Genomic DNA, 19,518 nt, shown 5'->3' with positions numbered 1-19,518 from the left:
GGGGTGATGTGCCGCCTCGGGGTGCCGTCCGGGTTCGCCCCCTGCCGTCCGGGGGCACATTGATACGCAACGCAGGGCCGCCGTCGGCCAGTCCGACGCCGGGCGGCCGCAAAGTGCCCCCGGACCGCCGGACCGCAGGACGCATCAACGACGATGCCCAGCCGCGCCAGCCATGCCGGAGCTACGAACCCGCTGTCACCCGGCCGCAGGGCCTGGAGTCTAGGTTTCGTCGTCCCACATGCCGGCGTCGGCGGCGTCTTCCGGCTTCTCCTCCGCCTCGGGGTCGCCGGATCCGACGTATGCGGCGGGCACCGTTCCCGCGGCCTGGGTCAATTGTTCCTCGCGGATGTTGCCGGCCTGGCCGGGTTCGGCATGCGGCTGGCGGACTTCGACGGCCTCTCGGGACTCGACGGCGTCCGGGTCGCCGGGCCCCCGCTGGCCGGCCGGATCGGTGCTCGGTTCGTTCGGATCACTCATGACACTGCCTTTCGTCCGTGGATCGGCTTCGTCCCACACTAACGTGGGGAGCGGATCGCTTCCGGGCCGCTTCGCCTGCACCCTGGGGCGCTCCGAAAGGCTCTCAGCCGTCGGCCGCCTACCGGGAAGTTGACACCGGCAGGCGGGTGCGGTTCACTTTTTGCATATGCTGAAATAACAGTTCCATGATGCGGAATGATTCGTCCGCATAGCCCCACACCGTGGATGCCAGCATCACAACGCGAGGACTTGCCTCATGCACCTTGAACAGTTCAACGCGGCCAGCCGCACGGAGGCCGCCGATGCCCTGCGGCCCTGCCTGGACATCCAGCGCTGGATCGACGCCCTGGCCGACGCGCGGCCCTATCCCGGCCTCGAAGCACTTCTGGAGGCAGGCCGCGCCGCGGCCGACCCGTTCACGCCCTCAGAGATCGAGGCGGCACTCGCCCACCACCCGCGGATCGGCGAGCGGGCCCGGGGAAACAGCGCGGAGGCCAGGCTTTCCCAGTCGGAACAGGCCGGGCTCGGCGAGGCCGACGCGGCCCTCGCGGTAGCCCTGGCGGAAGGCAACCATGCCTACGAAGCGAAGTTCGGGCAGGTGTTCCTGATTCGGGCAGCCGGCCGCAGTAGCAAGGAAATCCTGGCCGCACTCAATACCAGGCTCGGCCATACACCCGAGGAAGAACAGGCAATCATTGGCCAGCAACTGCGGGAAATCGCGGTGCTCCGGCTCGAAGGACTGATGGAAAAATGAGCATGTCCCACGTCACCACCCATGTACTCGACACCGGTTCCGGCAAGCCAGCGGCGGACGTCCCGGTCACCCTCCACCTGCTCGACGGCGAACGCTGGGTCCAGATCGCCGAGGGCGCCACCGACGCGGACGGGCGCATCAAACAACTGGGGCCCGACCGGCTGCCGACAGGCACCTACCGTCTGGCCTTCGACACGGGCAAGTACTTCGCCGCCAGTGGCACCGACACGTTCTTTCCCGAAGTCACCCTCACCTTTGGCGTCGTCGAGTCCGAGGGGCACTACCACGTGCCGCTGCTGCTGAGCCCGTTCGCCTACTCCACCTACCGGGGAAGCTAAGCGCCGCAAACCTGCAGCACGCGCCAGGCGAGAAGGGCCCCCGGCGCCGCCGCGGGCCTTTTCCACAATCACAACTGCAACGCGGGGTCAGACCCTGGAGCGGCTGACCGCGCGGGGCGAGATCGACGGCGGCGTGCCCGCCGATGCGATGGACCGCTACAAGCTCCTGGACGTCAACGCCGGGACCACCGGCGGAACCGGGGGCGAGGCCTGACGCCGCGGCGTTAGGGTGGGCAGATGAGCGACAGCGGAGCACCGAGCCAGAGCCGGGCACCACGCACGACGGCGGTGCTGCTGGCCGCCGGCGCCGGGACGCGGCTGGGGCTCGGGCCCAAGGCGCTGCTCCGGTTCCGCGGCCGCACGCTTGTGGAGGTGCTGGCGGACGTGCTGCTCGCGGGCGGCTGCCAGGAAGTGGTGGCGGTGCTCGGCGCGGACGCGGCAGCCGTCCGCGCCGGCACCGACCTCAGCCGGCACCGGGTCATCGACAACCCGGACTGGGCCGGCGGGATGGGCAGCTCCTTCCGGCTCGGAGTCGCCGCGGCCGCCCCGGGGGACCATGTGCTCATCGCGCTGGTGGACCAGCCCGGGCTCACGGCTGCGACCGTCGCCCGCCTGCTGGCATCCCACCGGCCCGCCCGCGTGACGGCGGCCGCCTACCGCGGCCCGGAAGGGAAGCTGCAGCGGGGACATCCGCTGCTTCTGGACGCCGGCCTCCGCGCTGAGGCTGTGGAAACGGCAGCGGGCGACGCCGGGGCACGCTTCTTTCTCCAGGCCCACCCGGAGCTGATCGACCTTGTGGACTGCAGCGACCTCTCCGGCGGCGAGGACCTCGACTCCCCCGACCAGCTGCACCTCCTCGATTAGGGCCAGGCGCACCGCGCTGGGGATTCAGCGGGAGGGGACGAACAGCTCTTCCAGCCCCCGCTTGAAACCGGCCCGGCCGCCGTGGGCGGGATGCCTGATTTTCGGCACGTCCAGGCCGCTCCGCTGCAGGCTGCGGTGCGCCACGTTCCCCACGGCCACCACCGTTTCGATGTGAAACACCTCCGTCAGCGCCTGCCAAAACGGGCTTCCCAGGTCTGCTTCGGAGGCCGATGGGGTGCGGTTGGACAGCGGCCGCCCGGGCACATGGGTATGCCACGGGCAGGCACTCCAGAGCAGGGGCAGGAAGTCCAGCTCGGCCAGCACCGCCCACATCACCGTGGCCGTCGGCTCCGCCGCCACCCCGGCAGCTTCCGCGGGCAGGACGTAGCCCTTTCCGGGCCCGAACAGCCCGAACCCGTTGGCGGGACCCTCGAACATGGTGCGGTTGGTGAAGGGGACTCCGGTGATCCTCATGCCCCTGAAGCCCGGGGCTTCCCCCAGCAGTAGCACCTTCGGGGAGCGGTCCTGCATTTCCCGCAGGTAAATCGCCAGGTTCTGGCGGCGCTGGGCATTTCCCGGCACGGTGTGGTCGAAGAAGTTGTTGCACCCCGGCCCTGTCGGCACAGCCGCGAGCCGGTCAACAAAGCCGTCGATGGAGGATGAAGTCATTCCGGGCCCGTTCCCTTGGCAGCTCGTCGGGTCATGGGCCGCAGCTGACCCCACGTTGCTTTGGGGAGGGGCTACCAGCGCGGGTGGATCGATGCGCGGAAGTACTTGTCGTAGATCTCGCGGACGCCGACGTCGAACGTGGCGTCGATCCCGCTGACCCCTGCCGCTTCGGCGTTGGAGCGGGCCTGGTCCACGTTCCGGGCGCCGGGGATCACCGTGCTGACGCCGTCCTGCGCCGCGATCCAGGCGATGGCCGCCTGGGCGGTGCTGACGCCGTCGGGCACCAGATCCTGGAACTCGGCCACCGCCTTCAGGCCCTGCCCGAAGTCCACGCCGGAGAAGGTCTCCCCGACGTCGAACGCCGAGCCGGTGCGGTTGTAGTTCCGGTGGTCGTCCGCCGCGAAGGACGTGTCCGCGGTGTATTTGCCCGAGAGCAGCCCCGAGGCGAGCGGCACGCGGGCGATGATGCCGACGCCGGCCGCCTCCGCCGCGGGCAGCACCTCGTCCAGCGGCTTGAGCCGGAAGGCGTTGAGGATGATCTGCACGGTGGCGGTGCCCGCGTGCCGGATGGCCTCGAGGGCCTCGTCGGTCCGCTCCACGCTGACGCCGTAGTTCCGGATGGCCCCCTCGGCGACCAGGGTGTCCAGCGCGTCGTAGACCTCGGCGTTGCTGTACACCGCGGTGGGCGGGCAGTGCAGCTGGACCAGGTCCAGCTGCTCCGTGCCCAGGTTGCGCCGGGACCGGTCCGTCCACTCGCGGAAGTTGGCGAGGTTGTAGTTCTCCGGCAGCTGCTCCGCCCGGCGGCCCATCTTCGTGGCCACCGTGATGTCCAGGCCCGGGTTGTCGGCCAGGAACTTGCCGATCGCCTGCTCGCTGCGGCCGTCGCCGTACACGTCCGCGGTGTCGAAGAATGTGACACCGGCTTCGGCGGAGGCGGCCAGGATGGCCTGGGCCTGCGCGGGGTCCACATTGCCCCAGTCCGCGCCCAGCTGCCAGGTCCCCAGCCCAACAATGGAGACGGTCCGTCCGGTCTTGCCCAAGATTCGCTTTTCCATCATTCGACTATAGGCCGGAACAGCAACGCGGGAGGGGAGGGGGTGCGGCCTGCTTCCTTCAGGGCCAGGTAGATCTTGTCCCGGGCGATGGGCAGCTCCGTGAACCGGATGCCGGTGGCGTTCCGGATGGCGTTGGCCAGTGCCGGCGCCACCGGGTTGAAAGGGCTCTCGCTCATGGATTTGGCCCCCAGCGGGCCCAGCTTGTCGGACGTGTCGGCGAAGTACACCTCGCTGCGCGGCACGTCGGCGAACGACGGGATGTGGTACTGCCGGAGGATGTCCGTGGTGACCCGTCCGGCGTCGTCAACCCTGACCTCCTCATACAGTGCGGCGCCGAGCGCCTGCGCGATGCCGCCCTCGATCTGCCCGCGGCACTGCCTCGGGTTGACCACGACGCCGGCGTCGGCGGCCTGGACGCTCTGCAGGATCCGCAGCTCCCCCGTCCCGGTGTTCACGGCCACCCGGAAACCGTGGACGTTGAACGCCACCGACCGCGGCGTCCCGCCCCAGCGCCCCTCGCCGGAGAGCTCGACGCCGGCCGCCGCGGCGGCGTCGAAGAGTTCCGCCAGCGGCACCCGGGTTCCCTCGCAGAGGACCGCGTCCTCCTCCAGCACACACCCGGAGGCCTGGACCTGCCGGATGCCGGCGGCGAAGGAGCGGATGCGCACCGCCAGTTCCTCGGCCGCGGCGAGAGTGGCCTTGCCGGCCACGACCGTCCCGGCCGAGCCGAAGGCGCCGGAATCGTGGTCGACCAGGTCGGTGTCCGACTGCCGAACGGTGATCCGGACCGCGGTGGTGGACAGCGCGGTGGCGGCGAGCTGGGCGTGCACGGTGGTGGTGCCGTTGCCGAACTCCGCGGTCCCCACGTCCGCCTGGTAGCTCCCGTCCGGCAGGAGCCGGAGCCGGGAATGCGCGAAGTGTCCCCGCGGCGGGACGGTGGCGATCATGGACAGCGCCGAGCCCTCCCCGGTGACCCAGTCCGGGCCGAGGTCCGCCAGCCCGGCCTCGCGGTGGCGTTCCCGGCCGCGGGCCAGAGCGTCCTGCACCAGCCGCATGCACTGGTCCAGCCCGTAGCTGCCGTAGAGCACGTCCGCCTCCGGGTCGGGGTGGGTGGAGAGCATGTCGTCGCCCTCGCGGACCATGTTGCGGCGACGGAACTCCATCGGGTCCATGCCTATCCCGGCGGCGAGCTCATCGACGGCGGACTCGATCGCGAAGATCGTCTGGCTCAGCCCGTAGCCGCGGAACGCGCCGGAGGGCACGGTGTTGGTGTACACCGCCTGCGCGTCGACCTTCTTGTTGGCGCAGTTGTACACGGCCAGGGATTCACCGCAGCCGTGGAACATCACGCCCACCGAATGGTTGCCGTAGGCGCCGGCGTTGGTCAGCACCTCCAGCTGCAGGGCCGTCAGCTGGCCCGCGGTGCTGGCTGCGGCCTTGAGCCGGATGGTGAACGGGTGCCGGGTGGTGGCTGCCGTGAACTGCTCGGTGCGGGTGAATTCGAACTGCACCGGGCGCCGCAGCTTCAGCGCGGCGAGCGCGACGATGTCCTCGGTGAGGACCTCCTGCTTGCCGCCGAAGCCGCCGCCGACCCGGCCCGCGACCACTCGGATCCGGTCCTCCGCCAGGCCGAAGACCCGGCCCAGCGTTCGCCGGACCAGGAACGGCACCTGGCTGGAGGTGCGGACCTGCAGCCGGCCGTCGTCGTCGATCGAGGCGATGGCGGCGTGGGTCTCCAGCGCGGTGTGCGCCACCCGCTGGGTGCGGTAGGTCTGCTCGTGGATGAAGTCCGCGGTGGCGAAGGCCGCCGCGACGTCGCCGAGTTCGGAGTGCAGTTCGGCGACGACGTTCCGCTCCGGCCGCCCGATGCGCGCCGCAGCGGCGTCCTTGTCCCCGTGGATCGCCGGGGCGCCGGGGCGCAACGCGTCCTGCGGGGTGAAGACGGCGTCCAGCATCTGGTACTCGACTTTCAGCGCCCGGACGCCGGCTTCGGCCGCGGCCACGGTGTCGGCGGCGACGGCGGCAACCTTCTGCCCGACAAACCGGACGACGTCGTCGAGCACGCGGGTGTCGTCGGGATCGTCGGTGTAGAGCTCGTGCTGCGCGGTGGAAAACAGCTGCGCGGGTGCGTCCTCGTGGGTGAAGACCGCCTCGACGCCGGGAATTGCCAGCGCGTCCGTGGTGTCAATGGACAGCACCCGGGCGTGGGCGTGCGGCGAGCGCAGGAGCTTCACGTGCAGCAGCCCCGGAAGCTCCGACGCCGGCACGTCCAGGGTGTAGCGCGCCGTGCCGGTGACGATGGCCCGGCTGGCGGGGGCCGGGACGTCGTCGCCGAGCTGGCCCGGACGCGGCCCGGGCTGGCTCTCGCCGGTCACACCGGAGCCCGGCCCCGCGGGGTCCGGGTGGCTGGATTCGCCGTGCGCGGCCAGGCCGCAGACGGCGTCCGCAACGGCCCGGTAACCGGTGCAGCGGCACAGGTTACCCTTGAGATTCCGCGGCAGGTCGGCCTTCTGCTCGTCGTCGAAGGTGGCCGCCGTCATCACCATGCCGGCGGTGCAGAACCCGCACTGGAAGCCCTGCCGGTCCAGGAACTGCTGCTGCATCGGATGGAGGGCGCCGCCGGACGCGGTCCCCGTCGTGCCGGTCGCATCGGACGCGGTCCCGGTCGTGCCGCCGGTGCCGGACGGCGTCCCGGTCGTGCCGCCGGTGCCGGACGGGGTCCCGGTCGTGGCGGTCCCCTCGGACGGTCCGCAGGTGCGGGCGAGCCCCTCAATGGTGGTGACGGCGTGGCCCTCGGCGCGGACGGCCGGGTAGATGCAGCTGTGCACGGGGGTGCCGTCCACGTGGACCGTGCAGGCGCCGCAGTCGCCGCCGTCGCAGCCCTTTTTGACGCCGAAGTTGCCCTTCTCCCGCAGGAACGTCCGCAGGCACTGCCCGGGACGGGGTTCGGCGTCCGCCGGGGTCCCATTGATCTCGATAACCATGCTCAGGCCCCTTCCTGCTGCAGCGAAACTGTGTGCTGCGAAGAAACTGGTGGCTGTGAAAAGGACAAGTTGCCCTGCGGCGGCCAGAAGTCCCCGGAGACGCGGACGGGCGGAACTCCTGCCGGGGATGCCAGTTCTGCCCGGATTTCCTCGGCGAGCCGGTAGGTCATGTCCTTCCGCCACGCGGGCAGGCCGTGGATGTCATCGTGGTAGAGCCCGTTCGGGATGGCGGCGTCGAGCGCGTCGCACAGCGCCGCCGGCGACGTCGGGGCGCCGGAAGGTGCCGCGAGGCGCAGCTGCACGGGGCGCCTTGTGGCGGCGGTGACCGTGAGGACCAGGCTGCCGCCGGCGTCGAGCCTGCCGATCAGCAGCACCCCCGACCGCCCGAGGTTGCTCAGCGAGAGCCGGCGGAACGCCACCCGGGAGGCAAGGGCCGACGCCGGCAGCTGGACTTTGCGGAGCAGTTCGCCGGGCGCCAGGCAGTTGCGCCCGTCCCCCGTCACGAACTCCGCCACCGGGACCGTGCGGCTGGACCCGCCCGGGCCGAGCACCGTGGCCACGCCGTCCAGGGCCGCACAGAGCGAGATCATGGGTCCGGCCGGCAGGGAGGTGCAGAGGTTGCCGCCCACGGTGGACATGTTCCAGACTTTGAAGGACGCCACGAAGGAATCGCAGCATGGCTGGATCAGCTCCAGCGCGGGCCAGGTGCCGGCGTGTGCCCGGCCGGTTTCACTGCCGGGAAGTGCGTAGAGTTCCGCGACGGTGCAGGTGGCCGCGAGCTCGATCCCGGCGTCGGACACGGTGACAGCCGGCCAGCCGGTGGAGCCGAGGTCCAGCAGCCGCCGGAGCGGTTCCTCGCCGAAGGCGAAGCTGCCGGAGGAAAACAGCACGGTCCCGCCGGCCAGCCAGGCGTCGCCGGCACGCCAGTCGGCCGGATCCTCGGTGCGGACCACGGCCTCGATGGTGTTCATGTCCATGGCATCTCCTGGTGTTGCGGGGTCAGTGCGTCCGGGGTCGGGGCTTCCGGGGTGCTGGTCCGGCCCGGCCCGGCGAACTGGTGGATCGGTCCGCTCCCCCGTCCGGGGGAAGCGGCGCCCCGGCCGGGCGCGTGGGAAATGCGCTGCGGTTTCGGACTTCCGCACCCGGGATCCGCGCCGCGGTTGGCCGAAAGTGCAGCGAAATCCGCATGTCGGCTACGGGTGCTAGTAGTCAGTCCGGGTCTGCAAGCTGCGCCAGGTCGTGAAGGGCTGCAGCACGGGCGGCGCTTCCGGACCGTCAAGCTCCAGCTTGACCACGGACAGGACGGCCTGGGGCTGGTTGTTCTCGAAGAACTCGTAGAACACGGCGTCATCGAATCCGACGGAGGCGGCATCGTGCCGGTCGGCGGCAAAGATCACGCGGTCCACGCGGGCCCAGAGGGAGGAGGCCAGACACATGGGGCACGGCTCGCAGCTGGTGTAGAGCGTGGCCCCGCTGAGTTCGAAGCGGCCCAGCTCGGCGCAGGCCCGGCGGATGGCCGCGACCTCGGCGTGGGCGGTGGGATCGTTGGTGGCGGTGACGCGGTTGACGCCGTCGAACGCCTGGCCGTCCGCGGTGACAATGACGGCGCCGAAAGGCCCTCCGCTGTTCATGACATTGGCCGTGGCCAGCGCGATGGACCGGGCGAGATACGCCTCGGCCGTGACATTGACAGTCATGATGCGACTCCCTGGTGCTGGGGAAGCCGGTTTCCGTGCCGGAACGTGGTGGGCCAGTGGCGTCGGTTACCGGGCTTCAGCGTGCGATGAAGGTTCAGTTGCGCCTGGTAGATAGCCTCCCGGGTCCGGGTGCCCGCCTTTGACACCAGCGAGACTAGCAGCGGAACGGGGGCCGCGCCAGAGTCAGCTGGAAGCATAGTTTCGTGATGTGAAATCCAGATTTCCGGTTTGTCACAGTGCGGATGCCGGGGGGTTCGGGCCGGGCCGCGTCGAGTTGGGGGCGGAGGAGTCCGGGCTGGGGGTTCGGGCCAGAGGAGTCCGGGCCGGGGGATTCGGGCCGGAGGTGGTCGGGCGATGACGCTGCCGGGCCTATTGCGGGGCACCCGAGTTGGGCGCGGCAGCTGGCAGGCTGCGGGAGCGGGCTGCGACCAGCCGGGACATCCAGCGCGAGACCCGGCCGGGCCGGAGCCCGCGGTCGGCCGGGAAGTGGAAATCCGGATCGGTGCCGCCGCGCGGAAGATAGAACTCGGCGGGAGCCGTCGCCGGCCCCCCTCCCGGGGTGCTTGCCGGTTGCTGCTGCATCTTGCGCTCCTCTGGCTTGTCACTGGACGGCTAGACCCTCAGGCTCGTTCGGCATTTTTCATTATACGGAACTTAGTTATTGCTATATGGAAAACACTAGAGGTGGCCCCGGGGGCAGTCAAGGCCCCGGGCCCGCCGTCGCGCAGCGCCGCCGGTCACAATCGGGAATTTCAGATTGTGATGTACAGCACCGGCGGACTGGGCTAGCCTTGAAAGTAACTCGTGGCGTAGGTCACGTAACCTGGGAGCAGCAGGCAGGGTTGTAATGAGCTGGCGTCAACTGACGTCGGCTCTTTTTTATGGGTCGGCGGAGAAAGAAACGAACGCGAAATGCGTCCGAAATTTCTATGTGGGAGTTTGATTCCACGTACCGGAAGTTGGGAACCCCTCCATGAACAACAAGATCGTCCTCGGACAGAACCAGTACGGTAAGGCAGAAGTCCGCGTAGTGAAGATCACCCGCGACACGGAGCGCCACGAGATCGAAGACCTCAACGTCACCTCGCAGCTCCGCGGCGACTTCGCCGCGGCCCACCTGGAAGGCGACAACAGCCACGTGGTGGCCACGGACACGCAGAAGAACACCATCTACGCCTTCGCCCGGGAGGGCATCGGCTCCCCGGAGGCCTTCCTCCTCCGGCTCGGCGACCACTTCACGACGGGCTTCGACTGGGTGACCGGCGGCCGCTGGGAGGCAGAGTCCTACAGCTGGGACCGCATTCAGGCCCACGGCGCGGCCCATGACCATTCGTTCGTGCGCAACGGCCAGGAAGTCCGGACCGCCGTGCTGGTCCGCGACGGCGCCGACCGGCACCTCATCTCGGGGCTCAAGGACCTCACGGTCCTCAAGTCCACGCAGTCGGGCTTCGCCGGCTACCCGCGGGACAAATACACCACCCTGCCGGAGACCACAGACCGGATCCTCGCCACGGATGTTTCCGCCCGCTGGCGCTACAGCGCCGGCACGGACTTCAGCTCCCTCGATTTCAACAAGAGCTACGAGGACGTCAGGGCGCTACTGCTGGAGGGCTTCACCGAAAAGTACTCCCACGCCCTGCAGCAGACCCTGTTCGACATGGGCACCAAGGTCCTAAAGGCACACGGCGAGATCGACGAGATTAAGTTCTCGATGCCCAACAAGCACCACTTCCTGGTGGACCTCTCGCCCTTTGGCCTCGACAACCCCAACGAGGTGTTCTTCGCCGCCGACCGCCCGTACGGCCTGATCGAAGCGACGGTCCAGCGCGAGGACGCAGCACCGGCCGACGCCGCGTGGTCCGGCATCGCCGGCTTCTGCTAGGACCTCCGGTTCCGCCCGGTTTGAGCAAACCGGCTCAGCGAGACGCCTGTTCCAGAGCCAGCACAAGCACCGGCCCTGGGACAGGCCACCAGCACCCCATAAGCCACACCTGTCAGCCAGACACCGTTAGCCAGACAAAGACGTCTGCCATGAACCAAGAAAGTCTGCCATGAACATGAAAAAGAAGCCCGTGGCCAAGTCCCGCTCCGGCCACCGACAGTCCGCCCGGCCCGAGGATGAAGGCCTCCCGATCGCCAGCAGCTTCGCGTACGGGTTCCAGCATGTCCTGACCATGTACGGCGGCATCATTGCCGTCCCGCTGATCGTCGGGCAGGCCGCGGGCCTGTCCCCCGCCGACATAGGGATCCTGATCGCCGCCGCGCTCTTTATGGGCGGGCTGGCAACCCTCCTGCAGACCCTCGGACTCCCGTTCTTCGGTTCCCAGCTGCCCCTGGTGCAGGGCGTCTCCTTCGCCAGCGTCGCAACCATGGTGGCAATCGTCACCGGCGGCGGCGGCCTTCCGGCCGTTTTCGGAGCCGTCATCGTCTCTGCCGCGGTCGGTCTGCTTATTGCCCCGGTCTTTTCGAAGATCGTCCGGTTCTTCCCGCCCGTCGTGACCGGAACGGTCATCACCACGATCGGCCTGACCCTGATGCCGGTGGCCGCAAACTGGGCCATGGGCGGCAACAGGAAGGCCGCCGACTACGGCAGCATGGCGAACATCGGGCTCGCCGGAATCACACTGGCTCTGGTACTCCTGCTCAGCAAGGTCGGCAGTGCCACGATTTCCCGCCTCTCCATCCTGCTGGCCATGGTGGGCGGAACGATCGTGGCTGTGGCGACCGGGATGGCCGACTTCTCCAACGTCGGGAAAGGGCCCATCGTGGCGTTCCCGACGCCGTTCCATCTGGGAGCACCCACGTTCGAAGCCGCAGCCATCATCTCCATGGTGATCGTGGTCCTGGTGATCCTGACCGAGACCATGGCCGACATCCTCGCCGTCGGCGAGATCGTCGGCACCAAGGTGGACTCAAAGCGGATCGCCGCGGGACTGCGGGCCGACATGGGCTCCAGCCTGGTGGCGCCCATCTTCGGATCCTTCACCCAGAGCGCGTTCGCCCAGAACGTCGGACTGGTCGCCGTCACCAAGATCAAGAGCCGCTACGTTGTCGCCGCCGGCGGCGTCATCCTCGTCCTGCTGGGCCTGCTGCCCGTTCTGGGCCGCGTCGTGGCCGCCGTGCCCACGGCGGTTCTGGGCGGGGCCGGCATCGTCCTATTCGGCACAGTTGCCGCCAGCGGCATCCGCACGCTGGCCAAGGTCGAGTACAAGAACAACATGAACCTGATCATCGTCGCCGCCTCGATCGGCTTCGGCATGATCCCCATCGCGGCTCCGACGTTCTACGACAAGTTCCCGACCTGGTTTGGCACGATTTTCCACTCCGGCATCAGTTCCGCCGCTGTCATGGCCATCCTGCTGAACCTGCTCTTCAACCACCTGAAGGCGGGCAACTCCGAGAACCAGTCGGTGTTTGTGGCGGGGACAGGACGCGTTATCCGCGAGGAAGACCTCAAGTGCCTGGCCGACGGCGACCGCTTCGAAGGCGGCAAGCTGATCGACTGCGACGGCAAGGAAGTCCCTGTCGAGTCGGCGTCGACATCCGAGCACTGACCGCCGGGGACACCCCCGAGATGGCAAGTGCGGCCCCTTTCCCGGAAGGAAAAGGGGCCGCACAGGGGCCTCGCCGGCTGCAGTACGGCCGGGGCTCAGCTCTTGTTGAGGTCCTGGGAAATCGCCCGGGCCGCCTCGCGCAGCAGCGGCACCGCCCGGTCCGCAAAGGACTTGTCCACCCGGGACACGGGGCCGGAGACCGAAATCGCAGCGGGCGTCGGTGCGTTGGGGATGGCGATCGCGAAGCACCGGACACCGATCTCCTGCTCCTCCTCGTCGATGGAGAAGCCGCGGTCCCGGATCAGCTTCAGGTCCGCGAACAGGGCCTCGACGTCGCCGATGCTCTTCGGGGTGGGAGTGGGCATGCCCTTCCGGGCGACGATGCCGCGCACTGTCTCATCGTCCAGCTGGGCCAGGATCGCCTTGCCCATTCCGGTCGCGTGCATGTAGCCGCGGCGGCCCACTTCGGTGATCATCCGCATGGAGTGCCGGGACGGAACCTGGGCCACGTACATGACCATGTCCGAATCCAGCACCGCCATGTTGGCGGTTTCCCCGAGCCGCTCCACGAGGGACTGGAGCTGCGGCCGGGCCAGCGCGCCGAGCTGCTTGTTCGCTGCCTCGCCCAGCCGGATCAGGCGGGGGCCCAGGGCGTAGCGGCGGTTCGGCAGCTGCCGGATGTAGCCAAGCGTGACCAGCGTGCGGAGCAGCCGGTGGATCGTGGGCAGCGGCAACTCGGTGGAGGACGACAGTTCACTGAGGGTGACGTCCCCGCCGGCATCAGTGATCAGTTCCAGAAGTTCGAAAACGCGCTCAACGGACTGCACGCCTCCGGGGGCTTTTTCCGCCATAACTTGGGTCTCCTGAGTGGTTGGCTAGCGACAAGTTTTATCCGCATCGTGAAAAAAGTGCCTGGTAAACCCAAGATACAGCACCGTCGGCGCGCCGTCGACGCGCCGCCCACGGGGCGTCCGCGGGGCGTCCGCGGGGCCTCGACACGCCGGGGACGCCGCCTCTCGAGGGCTTGTATTTCCATAGAGCAAATAATAATATCCATAATACGAAATAAGTAAGAACATCAAATGCCCGCCAGCGGGACGATCAGGAGGAAATTCAATGGCGAATCCGAGCCCCGGAAATTCGATCACCCTTCGCGTGGAGGCACCGTCCAGCTTCACGGCCACCAGCGAACTGGCCGCCGCCGTCGGTATCGCCGGCGCCGCGATCACCGCCCTGGACGTTACCGAGTCCCACCACGAGACCCTCGTCGTCGACGTCACCTGCAACACCACGGATGATGACCACGCCGCACGCGTCAAGGACGCGCTGAACGCGCTCGACGGCGTCACCGTCCGCAACGTCTCGGACCGCACCTTCCTGATGCACCTCGGCGGCAAGCTCGAGGTCGTCCCGAAGGTCGCGCTGCGCAACCGCGACGACCTGTCCCGCGCCTACACGCCCGGGGTGGCGCGTGTCTGCCTGGCCATCGCGGAGAACCCCGAGGCCGCCCGGAACCTGACCATCAAACGCAACACCATCGCCGTCGTCACCGACGGCTCCGCCGTCCTGGGCCTGGGCAACATCGGCCCGGCCGCCGCGCTGCCGGTGATGGAAGGTAAGGCTGCGCTGTTCAAGCAGTTCGCCAACGTCGATGCCTGGCCGGTCTGCCTGGACACACAGGACACCGAGGAGATCATCATGATCGTCAAGGCACTCGCCCCTGTCTACGGCGGCGTCAACCTCGAGGACATCGCCGCGCCGCGCTGCTTCGAGATCGAAACCCGGCTCCGCGAGGAACTCGACATCCCGGTCTTCCATGACGACCAGCACGGAACCGCCATCGTCACCCTCGCGGCCCTGAACAACGCCCTGCGCGTGGTGGGCAAGAAGCTCCCCGATGTCCGAATCGTCGTGTCGGGCGTCGGGGCGGCCGGCTCGGCCATCATCGCGCTGCTCAAGGCGCAGGGGGCACGGAACATCATCGCCGCCGGACGCTCGGGCGCGATCCACTTCGGCGAACAGTACAGCGACGAGCACCGCACCTGGATCGCCGAGAACACCAACGACCAGGGATTCTCCGGGACCCTGCATGAGGCCCTCAAGGGGGCCGACGTCTTCGTCGGCGTCAGCGCACCGCACGTGATCGGCGAAGAGCAGGTGGCATCCATGGCCAAGGACGCTATTGTGTTCGCCATGGCCAACCCCACGCCGGAAATCGATCCGGTCATCGCGTCACGGCACGCCGCCGTGGTGGCCACCGGCCGCAGCGATTTCCCCAACCAGATCAACAACGTCCTGGCCTTCCCCGGGTTCTTCCGCGGCCTGCTCGACGCCGGGGCAACGGACATCACCCCCGAGATGCTGGTGGCCGCCGCCGAGGCAATCGCGAACCGGGTGGCTGACGACGAGCTCAATGCCAGCTATATCATTCCCAGCGTCTTCGACCCGCACGTGGCCGCCGACGTCGCCGCCGCCGTTGCCGGAGCGGCCCATGCGGCCACGGCCGCCGCGCCCGCCCACGCCTGAACCCCATTGGCAGCCCTGATTCACCGAACAGGAAGGACCACAGTGGCCCTCACCATTTCATCCCCACCCGCCGAGGAGTACACGGACGTCCTCACCCCGCCGGCCTACGAACTGGCGGGCTGACAGATGGTCATCAACGCTTCATTGAGCGCCAAGGACCTTGCAGACATCAACGCCCGGCTGGCGGCGACGGATGAGCTGCTGGAACGGAACTACCCGGGCGACGACGGCACCCGCCAGCCGGTCCACACCGTCTACGTCCCGGCCGACCGCTTCACGCCGGGGTTCGCCGCCGTCTGGGGCGCCCAGGCGCTGGCCGCGGCCGAAGCCCACGGCGGGCTGGAACGGCTCGGAACCCTGCTCGGCCAGGAACCCGGGCTGGCCGCCGCCGTCGCGGCCCGCGTGGCTGAAAAGCTCGGCAGCGAACCGATCGAGGACCTCCGGCTGGACTTCGAGGACGGCTACGGGGACCGCGGTGACGACGCCGAGGACGCCGACGCCGTCGCTGCCGCCGCCGCCGTGGCCGCCGCGGTGGCGGAGGGCAGCGCCCCGCCGTTTATCGGGATCCGGTTCAAGTGCTTCGAGGCGCCCACCCGCGCCCGCGGGCTGCGCACCCTGGACCTGTTCGTCTCCGGCCTGGCCGCTGCCGGCGAGCTCCCGGACGGGCTCATCCTCACGCTGCCCAAGGTCACCACCGTGGCCCAGGTGCAGGCCATGGACTACGCCGTGTCCCGGCTGGAGGAAGCCCACTCGCTGCCCGCCGGCCGGCTGCGGTTCGAAGTCCAGGTGGAAACGCCGCAGCTGATCCTGGGCCCGGACGGCACCTTCCCGGTGGCGCAACTGCCGCGCGCCGTCCCCGGCCGGATCAGCGCCCTGCACTACGGCACGTATGACTACTCGGCCTCGCTGCAGATCTCCGCGGAATACCAGTCGATGGAACACCCGGTGGCGGACTTCGCCAAAGAGGTCATGCAGCTGGCGGTCGCCGGAACCGGCATCCGGCTCTCCGACGGGTCCACGAACGTCATCCCGGTCGGCGACGGCGTGCAGGACGCCTGGCGGCTCCACGGCCGGCTGGTCCGCCGCTCGCTGGAACGCGGCTACTACCAGGGCTGGGACCTCCACCCCGCCCAGCTGCCGAGCCGCTTCGCCGCCACCTACGCGTTCTACCGGCAGGGCCTTCCCGCCGCCGCCGCGCGCCTGCGCAACTATGTGGAGCGCACCGAGGGCGGCGTGATGGACGAACCCGCCACGGCCAGGGCCCTCGCGGCCTTCGTGCTGCGCGGCATCCAGTGCGGTGCCGCCGGCGCCGAGGAAGTCCGCGGGCTGGCCGGCCTGGGCCTGCCCCAGCTGACCATCCTGGCCCACCCCCGGCTGGCACAGCCGGCAGCCACCCCCCGACCGCTGAGCCTTCACTGACCCTTTCGCTGACCTTTACACAAAGGAGTGCACCCATGAGCAACTACTTTTCCCCCGAAGGCGGCCTGCCGCCGCAGACCCAGCTCCTCACCGACCGCGCAGTGGTCAAGGAGGCCTACACGGTCATCCCCAAGGGGGTGCTGCGCGACATCGTCACCAGCAACCTCCCCGGCTGGACCAAGACCCGCGCCTGGATCATTGCCCGGCCCATCGCCGGCTTCGCCACCACCTTCTCGCAGCTGATCGTGGAAGTCGCGCCGGGCGGCGGCAGCGACAAACCCGAGGCGGAGGCCGGCGTCGAAGGCGTCATCTTCCTGACCAGGGGCGAACTGACGCTGACGCTCGACGGCGAGATCCACCACCTGGAGTCCGGCGGCTACGCCTATCTTGCCGCGGGTTCGGACTGGAAAGTCTCCAACGACGGCGCCTCGGACGCTGCCAGTTTCCATTGGATCCGCAAGGCCTATGAGCCGCTGCACGGCTTCACCGCGAAATCCTTCGTGACCCGCGACCAGGACGTCGAGCCGCGGCCCATGCCGGGCACCAACGGCGCCTGGGCGACCACCCGTTTCGTGGATCCGGACGATCTGGCCCACGACATGCACGTCAACATCGTCACGTTCCAGCCCGGCGGCTCGATCCCGTTCGCCGAAACCCACGTGATGGAACACGGCCTCTTCGTCCTCGAGGGCAAGGCCGTCTACCGGCTCAACGATGACTGGGTGGAGGTCGAGGCCGGCGACTTCATGTGGCTCCGCGCCTTCTGCCCCCAGGCCTGCTACGCCGGCGGGCCCGGGCCGTTCCGCTACCTGCTCTACAAGGACGTCAACCGGCAGATCCGCCTCACGTAGGCGCGGGGGCTTGGCGGCGCTTGCTAGCCTGAGGCTGTGAAGTACGAATCTCTGTGGATCGGAATGCTCCTGGGCGCGGCCCTCGGCTTCGCCATCGGCGTGGCCACCGTCGACAAGCCGTTCACAGGCCTGCTGATCGGCGTCGCCGTCGGCGCGCTGGTGGGCCTGGCCGCCCGGAAAGACCCCACGAAGCGGTAAGCCACGCCCCCGCCCGGAAAGACCCCACGAAGCGGCAAGCCACGCCCCCGCCCGGAAAGACCCCACGAAGCGGCAAGCCACGCCCCCGCCCGGAAAGACCCCACGAAGCGGTAAGCCACGCCCCCGCCCGGAACTCCCACGGACCCTGATTTCCCGGGCTATGTCACCCCTTGACGCACCCGCCCCACCTTCCCTACACTTTTCATAAAGCAGAATTTTTATTCCACAAAGCGGAAGTTGAGAGTCGCAAGGATGCCACTCCTCCAGCTCCCGCCCGCACCGGAAAGAACCCGCCATGACGTACACAGTGAACTGCTCCATCCTGCTGACCGAGCTGCCCCTCCTCGAGCGGCCCGCCGCGGCGAAGGCCGCCGGCTTCGACGCCGTCGAGTTCTGGTGGCCCTTCGCGGCATCTGTGCCCGCCGACGCCGAGGTCACCCGCTTCGAGCAGGCCATCACCGACGCCGGGGTCCAGCTCACCGGCCTCAACTTCAACGCGGGCGACATGCCCGGCGGCGACCGCGGCCTCGTGTCCTGGACGGGCCGCAGCTCCGAGTTCAAGGACAACGTCGACGCCGTTGCCGGCATCGGCGGACGGCTCGGCTGCACCTCCTTCAACGCCCTCTACGGCAACCGGCAGGACGGTCACACCCCGGAAGCCCAGGACGAACTGGCGGTCACGAACCTCGCCGCCGCCGCCGCGGGCGTGGCCGGCATCGGCGGCACCGTCCTGCTCGAACCGGTCAGCGGCGCCCCCCGGTACCCGCTCCTCACCGCCGAGGACGCCCTCCGGGTCATCGCCCGCGTACAGCAGGAAACCGGCGTGGAGAACATCAAGCTCCTCGCCGACTTCTACCACCTCTCGGTCAACGGGGACGACGTCGCCGCCGTCATCGAAAAGCACGCCAAGGACTTCGGCCACATCCAGATCGCCGACAACCCCGGCCGCGGGGCTCCCGGAACCGGCGAGCTTCCCCTCGGCGAATGGATCGCCCGCAGCCGCCAACTCGGCTATGAGGGCTACATCGGCCTCGAGTACAAGGAACCGGCGGAAACCGCCTTCGCCTGGGCCATCCGCCAGCGCATCGCGCGGTAGTCCCCACGCACCTCGCAAGTTGGCCAGGGGGCCAGGCGGGCGTGGGCGCACCCACCCTCACCCGCTCCCGGCATCCTCCACGGCACACCCGCACTCAAAAGACTTCAGTAAAGGAACCATCATGAGCAATGTTGCAGTCATCGGACTCGGAATCATGGGCCTGCCCATGGCCATCAACCTGGTCAACGCCGGCCACACCGTCACCGGATTCAACCGCAGCCAGGACAAGACCGACAAGCTGGTCTCCGAGGGCGGCCGCGGCGCCGCCAGCATCGCCGACGCCGTCAAGGACGCCGACGTCGTCCTCACCATGGTGCCGGACTCCCCCGACGTCGAGGGCGTCGTCAGCGGCCCCGACGGGGTGTTCGCCCACGCCCGTCCGGGCACCCTGTGGATCGATGCCAGCAGCATCCGCCCGGACGTCGCCAAGCGCCTCGCCGAGGACGCCAAAGCCGCCGGCATCCGCGCTCTGGACGCCCCGGTGTCCGGGGGCGAACAGGGCGCTATCGATGCCGCACTGTCCATCATGGTGGGCGGCGAAGCGGCAGACTTCGCGGCCGCCCAGGATATTCTCACCGCGGTGGGTAAAACCATCGTCCACGTCGGCCCGTCCGGCTCCGGCCAGACCGTCAAGGCAGCCAACCAGCTGATCGTCGCCGTCAATATCGAGGTCCTGGCCGAAGCCGTGGCCTTCCTTGAGGCCTACGGCGTCGACATGGACGCGGCACTCAAGGTCCTCGGCGGGGGCCTGGCCGGCTCCAAGGTCCTGGACCAGAAGGGCCAGAAGATGCTGGACCGCAACTTCGACCCCGGCTTCCGCCTGGCCCTGCACCACAAGGACCTGGGCATCGTCACCTCGGCCGCCCGCGAAGCCAACGTCGCCGTACCCCTGGGCGCCGCCGTCGCGCAGCTCGTCGCCGCCAGCGTCAACCAGGGCGACGGCGGACTGGACCACTCCGGACTCTTCAAGCAGGTCCTGCAGCTCAGCGGCCGCCACTAGGCAGCCGCGGCCCCGGCCACCCGTCCGTCCACCCCA

General features: G+C 69.0%; 19 protein-coding genes. 11 read left to right on the top strand and 8 right to left on the bottom strand.

Annotation, left to right across the window (positions count from 1 at the left end; translation table 11 throughout):
* Positions 1 to 219: 219 nt before the first annotated feature.
* Positions 220 to 477: a hypothetical protein gene (locus QK291_RS09305; protein WP_282381082.1), complete on the bottom strand. Its 258-nt coding sequence runs from the start codon at positions 475 to 477 to the stop codon at positions 220 to 222.
* 256 nt (positions 478 to 733) lie between these two features.
* Between QK291_RS09305 and uraD the strand changes: the two genes are divergently transcribed.
* From uraD to nboR, 3 genes are all read left to right on the top strand, one after another.
* Positions 734 to 1,231 (top strand): 2-oxo-4-hydroxy-4-carboxy-5-ureidoimidazoline decarboxylase, encoded by a 498-nt coding sequence (gene uraD, locus QK291_RS09300; RefSeq protein ID WP_282381080.1) that lies wholly within the window; start codon positions 734 to 736, stop codon positions 1,229 to 1,231.
* Positions 1,228 to 1,569, top strand: a complete 342-nt coding sequence (gene uraH, locus QK291_RS09295) for a hydroxyisourate hydrolase (protein ID WP_282381078.1) — start codon at positions 1,228 to 1,230, stop codon at positions 1,567 to 1,569. Before uraD ends, uraH begins: the two co-directional genes overlap by 4 nt.
* A gap of 237 nt (positions 1,570 to 1,806) precedes the next feature.
* Complete coding sequence (gene nboR / locus QK291_RS09290; protein WP_282381076.1) at positions 1,807 to 2,433, top strand: nicotine blue oxidoreductase; 627 nt, start codon at positions 1,807 to 1,809, stop codon at positions 2,431 to 2,433.
* 24 nt (positions 2,434 to 2,457) lie between these two features.
* On the opposite strand, the gene QK291_RS09285 is transcribed toward nboR, so the two are convergent.
* From QK291_RS09285 to QK291_RS09260, 6 genes are all read right to left on the bottom strand, one after another.
* Positions 2,458 to 3,102, bottom strand: a complete 645-nt coding sequence (locus tag QK291_RS09285) for a uracil-DNA glycosylase (RefSeq protein ID WP_282381074.1) — start codon at positions 3,100 to 3,102, stop codon at positions 2,458 to 2,460.
* A 71-nt stretch (positions 3,103 to 3,173) separates the two neighbouring features.
* Positions 3,174 to 4,157 carry an aldo/keto reductase gene (locus tag QK291_RS09280; RefSeq protein ID WP_282381073.1) on the bottom strand — a complete coding sequence of 328 codons (984 nt, stop codon included), beginning with the start codon at positions 4,155 to 4,157 and terminating at the stop codon, positions 3,174 to 3,176.
* Positions 4,157 to 7,141, bottom strand: a complete 2,985-nt coding sequence (locus QK291_RS09275; protein ID WP_282381072.1) for a molybdopterin cofactor-binding domain-containing protein — start codon at positions 7,139 to 7,141, stop codon at positions 4,157 to 4,159. The genes QK291_RS09280 and QK291_RS09275 overlap by 1 nt, the downstream gene beginning before the upstream one ends.
* A gap of 2 nt (positions 7,142 to 7,143) precedes the next feature.
* Positions 7,144 to 8,118, bottom strand: a complete 975-nt coding sequence (locus QK291_RS09270; RefSeq protein ID WP_282381071.1) for an FAD binding domain-containing protein — start codon at positions 8,116 to 8,118, stop codon at positions 7,144 to 7,146.
* Between the two features lie 225 nt (positions 8,119 to 8,343).
* A complete protein-coding gene (locus QK291_RS09265; protein ID WP_282381069.1) occupies positions 8,344 to 8,838 on the bottom strand; it encodes a nucleoside deaminase in 495 nt (164 codons plus the stop codon).
* A gap of 369 nt (positions 8,839 to 9,207) precedes the next feature.
* Entirely contained in the window at positions 9,208 to 9,420 is a 213-nt protein-coding gene (locus tag QK291_RS09260; RefSeq protein WP_282381067.1) for a hypothetical protein, read from the bottom strand.
* Between the two features lie 391 nt (positions 9,421 to 9,811).
* Between QK291_RS09260 and pucL the strand changes: the two genes are divergently transcribed.
* Entirely contained in the window at positions 9,812 to 10,720 is a 909-nt protein-coding gene (gene pucL / locus QK291_RS09255; RefSeq protein ID WP_282381065.1) for a factor-independent urate hydroxylase, read from the top strand.
* Positions 10,721 to 10,889: 169 nt separating this feature from the next.
* Entirely contained in the window at positions 10,890 to 12,392 is a 1,503-nt protein-coding gene (locus tag QK291_RS09250; protein ID WP_282381063.1) for a nucleobase:cation symporter-2 family protein, read from the top strand.
* Between the two features lie 95 nt (positions 12,393 to 12,487).
* Here the strand turns inward: QK291_RS09250 and QK291_RS09245 are convergent, their stop codons facing one another.
* Positions 12,488 to 13,243 carry an IclR family transcriptional regulator gene (locus QK291_RS09245; protein WP_282381061.1) on the bottom strand — a complete coding sequence of 252 codons (756 nt, stop codon included), beginning with the start codon at positions 13,241 to 13,243 and terminating at the stop codon, positions 12,488 to 12,490.
* Positions 13,244 to 13,508: 265 nt separating this feature from the next.
* Between QK291_RS09245 and QK291_RS09240 the strand changes: the two genes are divergently transcribed.
* The 6 genes from QK291_RS09240 (at position 13,509) to QK291_RS09215 (ending at position 19,482) form a co-directional block, all read left to right on the top strand.
* Positions 13,509 to 14,918, top strand: coding sequence for an NAD-dependent malic enzyme (locus QK291_RS09240; protein WP_282381059.1), 1,410 nt, complete (start codon positions 13,509 to 13,511; stop codon positions 14,916 to 14,918).
* Positions 14,919 to 15,044: 126 nt separating this feature from the next.
* Positions 15,045 to 16,337 (top strand): aldolase, encoded by a 1,293-nt coding sequence (locus QK291_RS09235; RefSeq protein ID WP_282381057.1) that lies wholly within the window; start codon positions 15,045 to 15,047, stop codon positions 16,335 to 16,337.
* A gap of 35 nt (positions 16,338 to 16,372) precedes the next feature.
* Positions 16,373 to 17,188, top strand: coding sequence for a bifunctional allantoicase/(S)-ureidoglycine aminohydrolase (locus QK291_RS09230; protein WP_282381055.1), 816 nt, complete (start codon positions 16,373 to 16,375; stop codon positions 17,186 to 17,188).
* 36 nt (positions 17,189 to 17,224) lie between these two features.
* Complete coding sequence (locus QK291_RS09225) at positions 17,225 to 17,386, top strand: glycine zipper domain-containing protein (RefSeq protein WP_282381053.1); 162 nt, start codon at positions 17,225 to 17,227, stop codon at positions 17,384 to 17,386.
* Positions 17,387 to 17,681: 295 nt separating this feature from the next.
* Positions 17,682 to 18,482, top strand: coding sequence for a TIM barrel protein (locus QK291_RS09220; protein ID WP_282381051.1), 801 nt, complete (start codon positions 17,682 to 17,684; stop codon positions 18,480 to 18,482).
* A gap of 121 nt (positions 18,483 to 18,603) precedes the next feature.
* Entirely contained in the window at positions 18,604 to 19,482 is an 879-nt protein-coding gene (locus tag QK291_RS09215) for a 2-hydroxy-3-oxopropionate reductase (protein WP_282381049.1), read from the top strand.
* Positions 19,483 to 19,518 lie beyond the last annotated feature (36 nt).

This window comes from Arthrobacter sp. AL12, assembly GCF_029960645.1.
Taxonomy (GTDB): Bacteria; Actinomycetota; Actinomycetes; order Actinomycetales; family Micrococcaceae; genus Arthrobacter.
Note: the sequence above shows the minus strand (reverse complement) of the source record. Positions and strands in the feature narration are given on the sequence as shown.

Bases quoted from the DNA above. Each gene is read 5' to 3' on its own strand.
- QK291_RS09285 (WP_282381074.1), bottom strand. From the start codon at position 3,102: ATGACTTCATCCTCCATCGACGGCTTTGTTGACCGGCTCGCGGCTGTG.
- QK291_RS09280 (WP_282381073.1), bottom strand. From the start codon at position 4,157: ATGGAAAAGCGAATCTTGGGCAAGACCGGACGGACCGTCTCCATTGTT.
- uraD (WP_282381080.1), top strand. From the start codon at position 734: ATGCACCTTGAACAGTTCAACGCGGCCAGCCGCACGGAGGCCGCCGAT.
- pucL (WP_282381065.1), top strand. From the start codon at position 9,812: ATGAACAACAAGATCGTCCTCGGACAGAACCAGTACGGTAAGGCAGAA.
- QK291_RS09230 (WP_282381055.1), top strand. From the start codon at position 16,373: ATGAGCAACTACTTTTCCCCCGAAGGCGGCCTGCCGCCGCAGACCCAG.
- QK291_RS09215 (WP_282381049.1), top strand. From the start codon at position 18,604: ATGAGCAATGTTGCAGTCATCGGACTCGGAATCATGGGCCTGCCCATG.
- QK291_RS09240 (WP_282381059.1), top strand. From the start codon at position 13,509: ATGGCGAATCCGAGCCCCGGAAATTCGATCACCCTTCGCGTGGAGGCA.
- uraH (WP_282381078.1), top strand. From the start codon at position 1,228: ATGAGCATGTCCCACGTCACCACCCATGTACTCGACACCGGTTCCGGC.
- nboR (WP_282381076.1), top strand. From the start codon at position 1,807: ATGAGCGACAGCGGAGCACCGAGCCAGAGCCGGGCACCACGCACGACG.
- QK291_RS09260 (WP_282381067.1), bottom strand. From the start codon at position 9,420: ATGCAGCAGCAACCGGCAAGCACCCCGGGAGGGGGGCCGGCGACGGCT.
- QK291_RS09305 (WP_282381082.1), bottom strand. From the start codon at position 477: ATGAGTGATCCGAACGAACCGAGCACCGATCCGGCCGGCCAGCGGGGG.
- QK291_RS09270 (WP_282381071.1), bottom strand. From the start codon at position 8,118: ATGGACATGAACACCATCGAGGCCGTGGTCCGCACCGAGGATCCGGCC.
- QK291_RS09245 (WP_282381061.1), bottom strand. From the start codon at position 13,243: ATGGCGGAAAAAGCCCCCGGAGGCGTGCAGTCCGTTGAGCGCGTTTTC.
- QK291_RS09265 (WP_282381069.1), bottom strand. From the start codon at position 8,838: ATGACTGTCAATGTCACGGCCGAGGCGTATCTCGCCCGGTCCATCGCG.
- QK291_RS09250 (WP_282381063.1), top strand. From the start codon at position 10,890: ATGAACATGAAAAAGAAGCCCGTGGCCAAGTCCCGCTCCGGCCACCGA.
- QK291_RS09235 (WP_282381057.1), top strand. From the start codon at position 15,045: ATGGTCATCAACGCTTCATTGAGCGCCAAGGACCTTGCAGACATCAAC.
- QK291_RS09275 (WP_282381072.1), bottom strand. From the start codon at position 7,141: ATGGTTATCGAGATCAATGGGACCCCGGCGGACGCCGAACCCCGTCCC.
- QK291_RS09220 (WP_282381051.1), top strand. From the start codon at position 17,682: ATGACGTACACAGTGAACTGCTCCATCCTGCTGACCGAGCTGCCCCTC.